The sequence below is a fragment of the Yoonia tamlensis genome (assembly GCF_900115105.1).
GTDB classification, from domain to species: Bacteria; Pseudomonadota; Alphaproteobacteria; order Rhodobacterales; family Rhodobacteraceae; genus Yoonia; species Yoonia tamlensis.
In genome coordinates this window covers 1-14,669 of record NZ_FOYP01000003.1, presented here as the reverse complement: position 1 = coordinate 14,669, position 14,669 = coordinate 1, and the positions used below count along the sequence as shown (strand labels likewise).

Below are 14,669 nucleotides of genomic sequence, written 5' to 3'. Positions count from 1 at the left end.
AAAGAAAAGGGGCGCGGCCAGCGATGGCCGCGCCCCTTTTGCTTTTTGGCTTGCGCCTTATTTCAGATCAAAGCGATCCAGTTCCATCACCTTGACCCATGCCGCGACAAACCCCGCAACGAAACGCGCGGCGGCATCATCTTGGGCAAAGACTTCGGCGATGGCGCGTAGCTGTGAATTTGACCCGAAGACCAGATCGGCACGGGTGCCGGTGGCGGTCACCTTGCCGGTCTTGCGGTCGACGGCTTCGAACAGGTTGGATTCGCCATCCACTGATTTCCATGCGACACCGGCATCAAGCAATCCGGTAAAGAATGCGTTTGTCAGCTTGTCAGCGCTGTCACCAAATACACCGTGTTTGCTACCGCCCGTATTGGCACCCAACACGCGCAAGCCACCAACCAGAACGGTCATTTCAGGCGCTGAAAGCGTCAGAAGCTGCGCGCGGTCAACCAGCAGTTTTTCAGCAGGAACGCTGAAATCTTGCTGTGTATAGTTGCGGAACCCGTCTGCTTGGGGTTCGAGCATCGCATAGCTTTCAACATCCGTGTCTTCTTGCGTGGCGTCCATCCGGCCAGGTGTAAACGGTACATCGACGGCGTGGCCCGCATTCTTAGCCGCCTGTTCGACAGCGGCGCTGCCGCCCAGCACGATCAGATCTGCGATAGAAACCTGTTTGCTGCCTGCGCTTGCGTTGAACTCCGATTGGATCGTTTCCAGCGCGGCCAGAACTTTGGCCAGTTGCGCTGGTTCGTTGGCTTCCCAATCTTTGGCGGGGGCAAGACGGATGCGCGCACCGTTCGCGCCGCCACGGTTGTCAGACCCGCGGAATGTGGACGCGGACGCCCAAGCCGTTGAAACAAGTTCTGAAATGGTCAGCCCGCTGCCCAAGATTCTTGTCTTGAGCGCGGCAATATCGCCCGCATCAATTAGGTCATGATTGACCGCCGGGATCGGGTCCTGCCAGATCAGGTCTTCTTGGGGGACTTCAGCGCCCAGATACAGCGATTTTGGCCCCATATCGCGGTGGGTCAGCTTGAACCACGCACGTGCAAAGGCATCGGCAAATTCGGCAGGGTTGTCGAGGAACCGCTTGGATATCGGCCCGTAGATCGGATCAAGTTTAAGCGCCATATCCGCCGTTGTCATCATCGGCGCGTGTTTGGACCCGTCATGCGCGTCAGGCACGGCATTGGCCAATGCGCCGTTTGCGGGTTTCCACTGGTTTGCCCCTGCGGGGCTTTTGGTTAGCTCCCAGTCGTTGTTCAACAATGTCTCAAGAAAGCTCATGTCCCATTGTGTCGGGGTCGCGGTCCATGCGCCTTCGACGCCGCTGGTTGTGGTGTGAACACCTTTGCCCGACCCGAATTTATTCGCCCAGCCAAGCCCCATTGCTTCCATCGGGGCGCCTTCCGGCTCTGCACCGACAAGGGCAGGATCGCCCGCGCCATGCGCCTTGCCGAACGTATGGCCACCGGCGACCAGCGCGACGGTTTCTTCGTCGTTCATTGCCATGCGGCCAAATGTGTCGCGGATATCGAAAGCAGAGGCGAGCGGATCAGGGTTGCCGTCCGGCCCTTCGGGGTTCACATAGATCAGGCCCATCTGCACGGCGGCCAGCGGGTTTTCAAGTTCGCGATCACCGGAATAACGACTGCCTGCCTTGTCGGATGTGGCCAGCCATTCGGTCTCGGCGCCCCAATAGATGTCTTCTTCGGGCTCCCAGACATCGGCGCGGCCACCGGCAAAACCAAATGTGTCGAACCCCATTGATTCCAGCGCGACGTTCCCCGCGAGGATCATCAGATCGGCCCATGAAATGTTGTTGCCGTATTTTTGTTTGATCGGCCACAGCAGGCGGCGCGCCTTGTCGAGGTTGCCGTTATCGGGCCAGCTATTGAGCGGCGCAAAACGCTGCGTGCCACTGCGCGCTCCACCACGACCGTCGGCGGTGCGGTATGTCCCCGCAGAGTGCCAGGCCATGCGGATAAACAGCGGGCCGTAATGGCCATAGTCAGCAGGCCACCAATCTTGGCTGTCGGTCATCAGCGCGGTCAGATCCGCCTTAACCGCCTTGAGATCAAGCGCTTTGAATGCTTCCGCATAGTCAAAATCAGCGCCCATCGGGTCGGCGGCGGGGGCGTTTTGATGCAAAATGCGCAGGTTCAGCTGGTTTGGCCACCATTCGCGGCTGGCGCGACCTGAAACTGTTGTATTTGCTGCTCCGCCATGCGCGACAGGGCATTTCCCGACGTTGTTTCCGTCCATGTTATTCTCCGATTCTGGCAAAGCCTGATGTTTTGTTGATCACCGCGCCACATTGCGGCGCTGTTCGCGACACAGCTAGCATAGATTTAGAATTAGTTTAAGTTGCAATTTCTAATGATAACGATAATCTGAAGTTATGAATGGGCTGACATTAAAACAACTGCGCTATTTCGAAGCGCTTGCGCGCCACGCCCATTTTGGCCGCGCGGCAGAGGCCTGTGCCATCTCGCAGCCCGCGCTGTCAGTGCAGATCAAAGAACTTGAAACATTGCTAAACACGGTGCTGTTTGAACGCAGTTCGCGGCATGTGCAATTGACGCAATTTGGTGTTGAATTTGCGGGGCGGGTCCGCGCGATTTTGCAATCGGTTGATGAACTGGGCGAAATGGCACGCGCGGCGCAAGGCGGCCTGCAGGGGCGGTTGCGTATCGGTGTGATCCCGACAATTGCGCCTTACCTGTTGCCGCAGCTGATCGGCCAGTTGGACCGGACCTTTCCGGATGTTGACGTGCAGATACGCGAAACCGTGACCCCGCGTCTGATTCAGGAACTGGCAGAGGGGCGGATTGATACTGCAATTGTTGCCTTGCCTGTTGCGGAACCTTGGATGACGGAAATTGCCCTGTTTCAAGAGCCTATGGTTCTTGTGCGGCACGAATCACATCGGGGCCGTCCATGTCCGGATATCGACGAATTGCGGCTTATGCGGTTGCTGCTATTGGAAGAAGGGCATTGTTTCCGCGATCAGGCGCTTTCTTTTTGCAATTTTCCGACTGCGGTGCCGCGCGAAGGGTTGGACGGGTCTTCGCTGTCGACATTGGTGCAGATGGTCGGTGCCGGAATTGGCGTGACCCTGATCCCGGAGATGGCGATTGACGTTGAAACACGGGCGGCTCCGGTGTGCATCGGCCGTTTCGCAACGCCGCAGCCCACCCGCACCGTGGGCATGGTTTGGCGCAAGTCAAATCCGTTGGCGCCGCAATTCGATCTGCTTTCCAAACAGGTGCTTGCGGCCGCGAAAGTGCGTTTGGACACGTTTAACGCGAAATTCAGTTCTTGATATTACCTATGCCTGAACTATCGTTTGGGCATAATTTATCGGGATTGCACATTGGCGGACACCAGTTCCATAGAAATACAGTCAGCAAGATATGCGGCGCGCGACCTTCTTGCATGGTGTCTTGTGGGGTTGCTGCCGTGGTTGCTCTATTTGCAGATCGCGCCGGAATTGCCGCTGCACCAGACCGAATTTCTGTGTTTTGCACTTGCCGCGATTGTCATGTGGATTTTCCGTCTGACGCCGGATTTTGTACCGGGACTTGCGCTGTTGCTGATTGTGGTCTTGCTGGGCATTGTGCCGCGCGAAATTGCGTTTAGCGGCTTTTATTCGCAGGTTTTCTTTCTGATTTTCGGAATATTCGTGCTGGCGGCCCTGCTCGCCGAAACCGCGTGGTTGCACCGGCTTGAAACGGTGCTGGTGCGCAAAAACGCATCTTTTCCGATGCGGTTGCTGGCGGTTGTGGCTGCCGGTGTGTTGATGACCCTTGTTGTGCCTTCGCCTTTGGGCCGGGCAAGCATGGTGCAACCGCTTGTGCACCGGTTTTTCCAGAACGCACAGGCGGCTGGTAACAGTTTTTTGGCACTGGCGCATATTCATGGCGCGACGCTGTTGTCGACGATTATCCTGACGGGCAATCCGTTGAACTTTGTACTTCTTGGCATGCTCGATGATCAGACAAGCAACCGTTATCAATGGCTTGGCTGGTTGCAGGCAGCAAGCGTTGCGGGCTTGGTGATTGCCGTGGGGTTTGCGGCGGCGCTGTTTGTATTTGGCGCCAAACGCGGTGCAGGGCCCCGTGCCGCGATGCAGGCAACAGATACGGTTCACGTCGACCCGCTGCGCGATTGGGCGACACTTGGGCTTTATGTGTTTTTGCTTGTGGCCATCCTGACGCGCCCGATACATCAAGTTCCGCTTGAATGGATTGTCCTGGCGCTCGCGATGGCGGTGTTTTTCTTTTCGGGGCTGACACTTGCAAAGCTGCGCAGCAAGTTTGACTGGCCGACCCTGATCTTTGTGGCCACGGTTGTGGCATGGGGGCCGATGCTGGATCATCTGGGGCTTAGCCAATGGCTGGCAGACCAGATGCCGCTTTTGGTGCCGATATTTGAACGCAATATTTACCTTGGCTTTGCAATCACGATGGCAGGTGTTTTTGTGATCCGGCTGGCGGTTCCGGGCGCGCCCGCCTTTATCATTCTGGCAACCGCACTGCTGCCTTTTGCGCAAACGATTGGCATTTCGCCCTGGGTGTTGGGCTTTACGATCTTAACGGTATCTGAAGGATTTATCTGGCCCTATCAGCACGGCGTTTTTTCACAAAATGTCACGATGTTGGATGCAGAGCGTATCAGCTACCGGATGTCGTCGCTTATCTTTTTTAACGTCTTTTTTTATCTGCTGCGCTGCGGCGCAATTTTTCTGAGCATTCCATTCTGGAAAGCGTTGAACCTGATCTAGGGGACTTGATGAAACACGTCTTTGTGCTTGCGAAGTTTGCCGTTATTGGCGCCTTGTTGTTCGTGGTCGGGCGGCTTGTGCTGATGCAAAATGATGCACAGGCCAAAATATTGGTGGTGCATTCCTATAATACCGACCTTGCATGGGTAAATGATGTCGATGACGGAATCCGGCGCGCCGCGGGGACAGCGCAGCAATCGGGCGGCCCGCATCTGAACCTGCGCACCCACTATATGAACCTGCGCAATCACCCCGACTGCAATTTCTACAAAAATGCTGCCGCCGAAGTACGGTTCACGCTTGATGACTGGAAGCCTGAGGTGATCATTCTGGTCGATGATCTGGCGCAAGCGCTGGTTGGCTTCAACCAGCTTGCGCTGCATGAAAACGCGGATCGCTATGCGTTGGCGCAGAGGCTGAATGACTGGATATCGGGCGGGCGGTGCGCCACGCCCGCGCTAGATTTTTTCGGACTCGACCGGCCTGCAGACGGTCCATTGCCCGCGGTCGTCTTTGCCGGTGTGAACGGCGGGACCGCGCTTTATGGTTATGAACAGGCCAGCAATGTTTCCGGCATTTTCGAGCGTAAGAATTATGACGCGCTGATCGAAACGCTCGTCTCGCTTGAACGCGCCTATGCGGGTGATGTTGCCGGAATAATGATGCTGAACGATGCCTCGCCGACCGCAATTACGGAAAGCGAAAACTATCTGGCACAAGATTGGGGTCCGTTTACAGCCGCGGCCCCTGTCAACGCAGCAAATCTTGCTCAGTGGGAGGCCGCAGTCGCGACGGCAAACGCGCGGGACCTGATGCTATTGATCGCGAATTATCAAAACGTGCTTGATACCAACGGGCTGCCGGTCCCCGCCGAAGATCTTGTCGCATGGACCGAACTGCATGCAAAACTGCCGGTTCTTGGCGTGAACACAAGATTTGTCGCCGATGGCGGCATGATGACGGTCGCCATTGCCGGCTCCGAGCAGGGCGAGGTCGCGATGGAGCTTGCGCTTGCCGTGTTGAACGGTGTGGACACGGATCCTCTGCGCGAAGCCAAACAATTCCTGATCGGCCTGAACCAAAGTCTGGTCCGCAAACGCGGGCTCGCGCTGCCCGCGATCTACGAGGCGTTCAGCCGTGAAATCGGCAGTTTTATTCCCGTCGTCGATGATCTTTATGTCGTTCAAGGCGTGCAAGACGGATGAGCGCATTTGACCCGAAATTGCCATTCCGCCCCAAGGCGCTGCTGTTTGATTTTGACGGTGTGCTGATCAACAGCTTGCCCGTCATGAAACTGGCGTTTTCAGCCGCGCTAGATGAAATCTATCCGGACGAAAACCGCCCGCATGACCTGCTATTTGCCGAATACCAAAAATATCTCGGGATGGGCTTTCCGCAGATTATGCGCAATCTGGGTCTTTCCCAAGACATGTTTGCCCCGTTTCGCAAGCATAGCCGCATACTTGCGCCCTATGTGCAGATGTATGACGGGGCGGTTGGTTTGCTTGACTGGGCGCGCGCGCGCGACCTGCGGATGGGTATCGCAACGGGCAAGGATATTGAACGCACGTTTGAACTGCTGGAGCAGTTGAAAATTCGCGAATATTTCTGTGCGGTCTATGCCAGCGACACGGTCAGCGCGCCAAAGCCGGCACCCGAAATGGCGCAACGGTTTGCACAGGATCTGGGGTTGGGAATGGCCGAATTCATACTGGTCGGCGATGCGGCGGCGGATATCCGCTGCGGGCAGGCGGCTGGCTGTCGCACAGCGGCTGCAGCATGGGGGTACACCGATCGCGCGGAACTGCAGGCGTTGGGGCCGACCTATCTTTTTGAAACCCCGCTAGACGCACAAACCCAGCTGACACCAATTTTACAAACGCGCGCGTGGTCCTCATGAAACAAATTTTATCTATTGCCTGTGCTTTCTTTTTGTTCGCCTTTGCGCCGCCGCCCGCCAACGCACAACAACATTGCCCGCAGAATCTGGGCAGCACGCCGGATCTGCCGATCATCGTCGGGACAAAATTCGCGCCGCCGTTCATCATGGGGTCACGCGAAGCACCCAACGGGCTCGCGGTCGCGTTTTGGGAAATGATTGCCGGCTGTCTGGGGCTTGGTCCGTCTGATTATCGCTATGTCGAATACGGGACGAATGCAGAGCTAGTGCTGGCAACCGCGGCTGGGAATGTTGATATCGCACTGTCAAATCTGCCGATCAATCTGGCCCATGAACGGATCGTTGATTTTTCATTTCCCTATTTCGACGCGTCACTAGGGGTCATTGTGCCGGACCGGAGCCGTGGCGCAAATTTTGCCATACTTCTGGGGCGGATTTTTCATTCGAATATCTTGGTGATTGTCGCAGGGCTTCTTGGGTTTATGGTTTTTGTCGGTCTTGTCTACTGGTGGATGGAACGCCGAAGCGGGAACGAGTTTTTCACCCAAGGTCCGCTGTCCGGCCTTTACCGCGCGATGATCTGGGCGGCGCTTTTGGTGTTTCAGGGGCAGGGCAACCCGTTCGAACTCAGGTCGCGTTTCGGGCAGCTTTTTGTGCTTTTGTTGATGTTTGTCGGGGTGACGATTATTTCAAGTTTCACTGCCATCATCACATCAAGCCTGACCCTGCAAGCGCTGGAGCCTGAGATCAATACAATCGCCGATCTTGAAAGTCGTACGGTGGCCGTGATCAGCCAAAGTCAGGCAGCGGAATGGGCGAACAGCGCTGGCATCAACACGCAATCCATGCGCGCGTTTTCGCAAGTGCAACGCAATTTCGACGAAGACCAGATCGACGTATTCGTGCATGAAGAAGCCGTGCTGCGCTATCTGGTGAACGACAAAATCCTGACGGGTGTCAAGCTCGCGCCGCTTACTGTCGCGCCCAGCCGTTACGCGATTGCGCTGCCCCCTGACAGCCCCTTGCGCGAATCCATCAACCTATCGTTGCTGACTATCTTGGATGGGCCGGCTTGGGCTGGCGTTCTGCAGGAATATTTCGGCACGCGCTGACTTGTCCATGTAGCATCCCGCGCTATGCTTGGGCCAGTCGCACGGGGGGCAACCGCATGTATCAGAGCAATCCGCTAAATCCGATGCTTAGCAAGGATCTGGATTTGTTCACACTATGCCGCAGTGACACCGCCGCTGCGCAAGGCATTCACAATTTGCCGGATGCTGATGTTGTCGCCAATTTGGGCCGGTTGTGCCAGCATGTGTTGCAGCCCGCGATTGATCATTTTGATCTGCCGTTATTTGTGACAAGCGGCTACCGCTGTGCGCAACTGAACCGTGAAATCGGTGGTTTGGACAATTCCCAGCATTTGCATGGTGAAGCGGCAGATATCATGATGGGTGGCATCACAAATGACACGCTTGCGCATTGGCTGGCGGATAATACCGAATTTGACGAAATTATCCTTGAAAAGTTCGATCCACGCTGCGGTGAATACGGCTGGGTGCATGTGTCATGTACTGCTGATCAAAACCGCAAAAAGCTGTCGACATTTGATGGCGACAGCTTTCACAACGGGTTTCATTATTTTGACCTAGCGGGGAAGTAGATGCGCCCCTTGCGGCACCGGATCGTCAAATGATTTGAGGCTGTCGCCAATCGCTTCTTCGACAAGGTGTTGGATCAGTTCCGAAAACAACAACTGTGGTTCGGCGGCTTCCCACAGGAAAAAACCGTATGATCCGGGGATCGGGTTGATCTCGTTGAACCATAGCTCGCCTGTTTTGTCGTCGACCATGAAATCGATCCGCGGCGCGCCGCGCAGCCCCAGGACCGAAAACGCGGCGGATGCGTATTCGTAAATGCGCGCTTGCAGTCCTGCGGGAATGCCGGGGTTGATATCGCGGGTAAGTGACAGCATGCCTTGTGACGGCACCGGCCCATTGCCGAGCTTGCCGCCCTTTTTCGGGGGGCTTCCGTCACCAGACGCCAGATATTTTTCCTTAAAGTCCAGCAAATCGGCCGATGATTTAGGCCGTTCAATCGCGGAGTGGTAAATCTGGCCGTCGCGAAATGTCAGCGCGACATTATATTCGACCAGATTTTGCACTTTGGGTTCAATCAACGCGAACCCGTCTTGGCGCAGCACGGCTTGGACCAGCGCGATCAGCGTATCATCATCCTTTGCAATGCCGACCCCGATGCTTGACCCGAGGTTGGCGGGTTTCACGATTGCCGGATAGCCAATTTCTTGGGCGACTTTTTGGCAAAGCGCCTTGGGGTTTTGCAGCGTGGCATGGTTTGCCACGACATGATCCACCACATTCACGCCGACGGTTTTCACAATCGCCTTGGTCGCATCTTTGCGCATCGCAATGGCAGAATTTGTCGCATTAAATCCGGTGACCGGAATGCCCAGCAATTCCATCATGCCTTGGATGCGCCCGTCTTCGCCGAAGGGGCCGTGAAACACCGGCAGCACGCAGTCGATGTTTTGGAAATCGCTGCCATCCATATGGCGCAGGCAAGGGCCATTGTCGCCCCATGCAAACTGCACTTGTTTCAACCCGCCGGGGCGGGGCCGAAATGCGCCAAGATCACGCAGGCGGTCGCCATGCATAAACCGCCCTTCGAAGTCCAGATAGATCGGGATAATGTTCAGTTTGCGCATATCCGCCGCATCCATCAGCTGCTGTGCGCTGACGACACTAACGTCATGTTCTTGGGTGGGGCCACCAAAGACAACTGCGATATTTAGCTGGGTCACGGTCTACTGTCCTAGAATATCATTTGGCTCAGTGATAGTTATAGGGTCACGGGCAGGCAAGCGCCACCTGCGGGGGTGCCAAGAGATAAAAAGGTAATACGGATGAAACCGATCGCAAGCGTCGAACTGGGGAAGCCTGACGGGCCACCCGTTGTCTTTGCCCATGGTTGGGGGCGGACACATGCCGATTTCTTGCCGGTGGCCGAACTGATCGCGGGCCATGCGCGTTGCATCTTGGTCGATTTGCCCGGCTTTGGCGCAACACCGCGCCCCGATGACGCATGGGATACCCATGAATACGCGCATTTCATGCGTGAAACACTGGCCGAAATAACCGGCGATCAACCCTATATCTGGATCGGGCATAGTTTTGGTGCGCGCGTAGGTCTTAGGCTTGCCGCGCAGACGCATAGCCCGATATCGCATCTGGTTGCCGTGGCTGGGGCAGGGGTGAAACTGCCGCGCCCGCTTTGGCAGCAATTGCGCGGCCAATGGCGCAGCGCACAGTTCAAACGCAAGAAAGCACAGGCGCAGGATGAGGCCGCGATTATCGCGCTCGAAAAAATCTATGGCAGCGCCGACTATATACATAGTCGCGAAATCGGTATGCGCGATATCTTTTTGCGGACCGTCGCAGAGGATCAGACAAATGATGTCGGGCGCATTATTGCCCCGACCCATCTGATCTATGGCGGCAAGGATACCGCAACCCCGCCCGCCGAAGGCCGCGTGCTGCACGCAAAAATCCCGCAGTCGATATATATAGAGTGTCCCGCCTTTGATCACCTGTCAGTCCTGACTCGTGGCCGCCACCAGATCGCCAATGTGATCAAAGATATCCTGACAGAGGCCCGCCCATGATAATTTTGTCCAAACTGATCTTCTTGGGGACCTTGGGTTATTTGCTCAAGGTACGGCTGCGCACGCTGCTCGCCTATTTCCAGCAGGAGGAATACGACGGCGCGCGCTATATCGGCGCGCTGCAAACCGTGCGTCTCTATGATGTCCGCGCGAGCGTTGTTATTTTGGTTGCCGTTGGGCTGCTAATGTTGAATGCCCCCGCAATTGTGCTTTTGATTGCGGCGGGGGCCTTGGGCGCCATTGCGTGGATGGAAAGCAAATACCGGTTCAAAAAACCACTGGCGATGACCGAACGGGCGCGCCGGATTTATATGCTTGCGGCGGCACTACTGGTCCTGCCGTTTCTGTTCAGCTTTTACTGGACCATCTTTGCGGTCGTTGCCATTCAACTGGCCCCTTTTGCCTTGATTGCCGCAAACCAGATGCTGGCACCGTTCCAGCAACGCATCAACGACAAGTATATCGTCGAGGCGCGCGAAAAACTGGCGCGCATGGATCCTACGCGGATCGGGATCACCGGCAGCTTTGGCAAAACAACGGTCAAACACATCCTTGCTGAAATCCTCGAAGGCTCCGCGCCTGTGTTCTATAGTCGGGGCAGCATCAACACCGTGCTGGGGCTGACCCGCCATATTCGCGGGCGCCTACAATGGTCACATAAATACTTTATCGCTGAAATGGGCGCGTATGGCGAAGGATCGATTGACCGGCTTTGTGCGTTCGCCCAGCCTAATCTGGGAATCGTGACCGCCGTGGGTGATGCGCATACCGAACGCTTTGGCAGCATTGATGCCATCGCGCGGGCGAAATCGGAACTGGTCGCCTATGTCTGCGGTAATGGCGGCACCTCTGTGATCAACGCCGAAATTTTGCGACACGCGCCTTTTGCTAGGCTCAAGGAAAAATACGGCGCGCGCGTGATCACGGTGGGGGCTGAAAACGCCGATGTCATCGTGAACGCGCAGCCCGCTGCGGGCGGTGGCTGGGTGATCGGCCTGCATTGGGCGGATGGATCGCAGGCGGATGTCAGCTTTGAATTGCCGCTGCTGGGCGATCATAACGTGATGAACGCGGCTTTGGCCGTTGTGCTGACATTGCATGTGGATCCCGATCTGCTGGATGACCTGCCACATTTCACCAAAACCGTTTCGCAAATTCCGCACCGTTTGCAAAAGGTCGAAAGCGCCGGCGCGCCACTGATCCTTGATGATGCGTATAATGCGAACGAGCTGGGCTTTAAGTCTGCCGTGGCCACATTGCACGATCTTGCCAAAGAACGTGGCGGCCGCGCGATCCTTGTGACACCGGGGGTGGCCGAGCTGGGTCTGGAACATGACACGGTGCATGCGCGGCTGGCGAAAACCTGCAACGCATTTTGCGACACTATATACATAGTGAACCCGAACCGGATTCGCAGCTTTGCGGATGGGCTGGATCAGACCCGCGTGAATGTCGTCGAAGTGGCCTCATTCTTTGAAGCCCGCGCCAAGATCGACGCGAATATCACCCCGCAGGATGTGGTGCTTTATGAAAACGACCTGCCGGACCTCTTGGAAGAACAGCGATTCCTCTAGATTCGGCGGAATCGCTGCCCAAGAATCAAAAAAGCCTGACCATTTGGCCGGGCTTTTTTGATTCTGCGGCCTGTGATTCCGCGGATCAGCACGCATTTTGCCCCAAATCACCCGAGTCGCCCGGATGAATCGGCCGCGCAACTTGTTTGTCTTGTGGGCAAGCCTGTGGATAACCCTAAATGTTGTATATCCCGTTTGTATTTTGCCTAATATTCTTGCGCACCGACCTAAGGTTCGCGCAATTTTTTCATCTAACTATGCTAAAACACTAGGAAATATATGAATGTCATAAAAAATGCATGTTTGTTGAAAAAAGGGGTTGCGGGTCTTGGGCAGTAACCTTAGAACCCCCCTTACCGGACGAGCAGAGACGCTCTAATGGGGCGCCGGACGGGCCAGACGGAAGCGGAGACGCAGACAGACGGTTCGGGGGCGGAAGAAAATTTTGAGGTATTTGAGGCGGGGCGCGCCACTAAGTTAGGGCGCATCTGGTCACTTTTGTCTCTACGCTGTTTGAAATTGATATATCTGAAGAGATATGTGGGCGGTTTGGTTCAGTTCGATGGATCAGACGTCTGTATATCAACGCTCTTAGGATTTCGGTCCGATGATAGAGTGTCAGCTTCACTGTTTGGCGGCTTCTGGTAACTTTGGTTACTGAAGCACAACAAACAGAGAAACGCCATATGGTTTCAGTAAGGCCATGTGGTGATGTGCAGAGGTTCGAACGTCAAGGATAGCGTCGCAAGATGCTTTCAACTTGAGAGTTTGATCCTGGCTCAGAACGAACGCTGGCGGCAGGCCTAACACATGCAAGTCGAGCGCTTCACTTCGGTGAGGAGCGGCGGACGGGTTAGTAACGCGTGGGAATATACCCTTCACTATGGAATAGCCTCGGGAAACTGAGAGTAATACCATATACGCCCTTCGGGGGAAAGATTTATCGGTGAAGGATTAGCCCGCGTCTGATTAGATAGTTGGTGGGGTAATGGCCTACCAAGTCTACGATCAGTAGCTGGTTTGAGAGGATGATCAGCAACACTGGGACTGAGACACGGCCCAGACTCCTACGGGAGGCAGCAGTGGGGAATCTTAGACAATGGGCGCAAGCCTGATCTAGCCATGCCGCGTGAGTGACGAAGGCCTTAGGGTCGTAAAGCTCTTTCGCCAGAGATGATAATGACAGTATCTGGTAAAGAAACCCCGGCTAACTCCGTGCCAGCAGCCGCGGTAATACGGAGGGGGTTAGCGTTGTTCGGAATTACTGGGCGTAAAGCGTACGTAGGCGGATTGGAAAGTAGGGGGTGAAATCCCGGGGCTCAACCCCGGAACTGCCTCCTAAACTATCAGTCTAGAGTTCGAGAGAGGTGAGTGGAATTCCAAGTGTAGAGGTGAAATTCGTAGATATTTGGAGGAACACCAGTGGCGAAGGCGGCTCACTGGCTCGATACTGACGCTGAGGTACGAAAGTGTGGGGAGCAAACAGGATTAGATACCCTGGTAGTCCACACCGTAAACGATGAATGCCAGACGTCAGGGGGCTTGCCCTTTGGTGTCACACCTAACGGATTAAGCATTCCGCCTGGGGAGTACGGTCGCAAGATTAAAACTCAAAGGAATTGACGGGGGCCCGCACAAGCGGTGGAGCATGTGGTTTAATTCGAAGCAACGCGCAGAACCTTACCAACCCTTGACATCCTAGGACCGCCAGAGAGATCTGGTTTTCTCGTAAGAGACCTAGTGACAGGTGCTGCATGGCTGTCGTCAGCTCGTGTCGTGAGATGTTCGGTTAAGTCCGGCAACGAGCGCAACCCACATCCTTAGTTGCCAGCAGTTCGGCTGGGCACTCTAGGGAAACTGCCCGTGATAAGCGGGAGGAAGGTGTGGATGACGTCAAGTCCTCATGGCCCTTACGGGTTGGGCTACACACGTGCTACAATGGCATCTACAGTGAGTTAATCTCCAAAAGATGTCTCAGTTCGGATTGGGGTCTGCAACTCGACCCCATGAAGTCGGAATCGCTAGTAATCGCGTAACAGCATGACGCGGTGAATACGTTCCCGGGCCTTGTACACACCGCCCGTCACACCATGGGAGTTGGTTCTACCCGACGACGCTGCGCTAACCCTTCGGGGAGGCAGGCGGCCACGGTAGGATCAGCGACTGGGGTGAAGTCGTAACAAGGTAGCCGTAGGGGAACCTGCGGCTGGATCACCTCCTTTCTAAGGATGTTCCTAGCCAAGATTGTTCGCAATCTTCGTGGAACACTTAGCAGCAAGCAAACAAAGCTTGCATATTCAGGCACTTCTTCCTTGGAAGTGACCTAGAGCCAGGCCGTCCTCATATCTCTTCAGTTTTGTTCCACCTGTTGTGGAACGCACCTTATGGGGCGTTAGCTCAGCTGGGAGAGCACCTGCTTTGCAAGCAGGGGGTCATCGGTTCGATCCCGATACGCTCCACCAAGCGATTGCTGCGCAATCGCGTTGCAGTGACAGGGGTTTGCTTGCAAACACCGAGCACTGCGCAGCCCTGTTGGGTCGGTAGCTCAGGTGGTTAGAGCGCACGCCTGATAAGCGTGAGGTCGGAGGTTCAAGTCCTCCTCGACCCACCAACAACCAAAAGACACAGTTTGACCGTTAAGCAGCATCGCTGCTTTGCCGTCCAACTGGACGTAACGATCTTTTGATCGTTTGACATCGTAAAGAGAGAAACAACATCAGAATA

10 protein-coding genes, 2 tRNA genes and 1 rRNA gene are annotated in these 14,669 nt (G+C 55.5%); 11 read left to right on the top strand and 2 right to left on the bottom strand.

Annotated features, from left to right (window positions below):
- Positions 1–57: 57 nt before the first annotated feature.
- Positions 58–2,268: a catalase/peroxidase HPI gene (gene katG / locus BM320_RS14890; protein ID WP_090201605.1), complete on the bottom strand. Its 2,211-nt coding sequence runs from the start codon at positions 2,266–2,268 to the stop codon at positions 58–60.
- Positions 2,269–2,404: 136 nt separating this feature from the next.
- Here katG and BM320_RS14885 point away from each other — a divergent pair, with 136 nt between their 5' ends.
- From BM320_RS14885 to BM320_RS14860, 6 genes are all read left to right on the top strand, one after another.
- A complete protein-coding gene (locus tag BM320_RS14885) occupies positions 2,405–3,328 on the top strand; it encodes a LysR substrate-binding domain-containing protein (RefSeq protein ID WP_090201604.1) in 924 nt (307 codons plus the stop codon).
- A gap of 123 nt (positions 3,329–3,451) precedes the next feature.
- Positions 3,452–4,789 carry an SLC13 family permease gene (locus BM320_RS14880; protein WP_165615073.1) on the top strand — a complete coding sequence of 446 codons (1,338 nt, stop codon included), beginning with the start codon at positions 3,452–3,454 and terminating at the stop codon, positions 4,787–4,789.
- 8 nt (positions 4,790–4,797) lie between these two features.
- A complete protein-coding gene (locus BM320_RS14875) occupies positions 4,798–5,994 on the top strand; it encodes a hypothetical protein (RefSeq protein WP_090201602.1) in 1,197 nt (398 codons plus the stop codon).
- The gene (locus BM320_RS14870; RefSeq protein WP_090201601.1) at positions 5,991–6,689 is read left to right on the top strand and encodes an HAD family hydrolase; all 699 of its coding nucleotides are present in this window, start codon (positions 5,991–5,993) and stop codon (positions 6,687–6,689) included. Before BM320_RS14875 ends, BM320_RS14870 begins: the two co-directional genes overlap by 4 nt.
- Positions 6,686–7,801 (top strand): transporter substrate-binding domain-containing protein, encoded by a 1,116-nt coding sequence (locus BM320_RS14865; RefSeq protein WP_090201600.1) that lies wholly within the window; start codon positions 6,686–6,688, stop codon positions 7,799–7,801. Before BM320_RS14870 ends, BM320_RS14865 begins: the two co-directional genes overlap by 4 nt.
- Before the next feature lie 56 nt (positions 7,802–7,857).
- Complete coding sequence (locus BM320_RS14860; protein WP_090201599.1) at positions 7,858–8,352, top strand: D-Ala-D-Ala carboxypeptidase family metallohydrolase; 495 nt, start codon at positions 7,858–7,860, stop codon at positions 8,350–8,352.
- On the opposite strand, the gene BM320_RS14855 is transcribed toward BM320_RS14860, so the two are convergent.
- On the bottom strand, positions 8,338–9,510 hold the full coding sequence (locus BM320_RS14855; RefSeq protein WP_090201598.1) for an ATP-binding protein: 1,173 nt from the start codon (positions 9,508–9,510) through the stop codon (positions 8,338–8,340). The two genes, BM320_RS14860 and BM320_RS14855, sit on opposite strands and share 15 nt — an antisense overlap.
- A 102-nt stretch (positions 9,511–9,612) precedes the next feature.
- On the opposite strand from BM320_RS14855, the gene BM320_RS14850 reads away from it, so the two are divergent.
- The 5 genes from BM320_RS14850 to BM320_RS14830 all read left to right on the top strand — a co-directional run bounded on the left by BM320_RS14850 (position 9,613) and on the right by BM320_RS14830 (position 14,556).
- A complete protein-coding gene (locus tag BM320_RS14850; RefSeq protein WP_090201597.1) occupies positions 9,613–10,371 on the top strand; it encodes an alpha/beta fold hydrolase in 759 nt (252 codons plus the stop codon).
- Positions 10,368–11,945, top strand: a complete 1,578-nt coding sequence (locus BM320_RS14845; RefSeq protein WP_090201596.1) for a Mur ligase family protein — start codon at positions 10,368–10,370, stop codon at positions 11,943–11,945. The genes BM320_RS14850 and BM320_RS14845 overlap by 4 nt, the downstream gene beginning before the upstream one ends.
- A 756-nt stretch (positions 11,946–12,701) precedes the next feature.
- A 16S ribosomal RNA gene (locus BM320_RS14840) occupies positions 12,702–14,167 on the top strand.
- 164 nt (positions 14,168–14,331) lie between these two features.
- A tRNA-Ala gene (locus BM320_RS14835) sits at positions 14,332–14,407 on the top strand.
- 72 nt (positions 14,408–14,479) lie between these two features.
- Positions 14,480–14,556 (top strand) — tRNA-Ile (locus BM320_RS14830).
- Positions 14,557–14,669 lie beyond the last annotated feature (113 nt).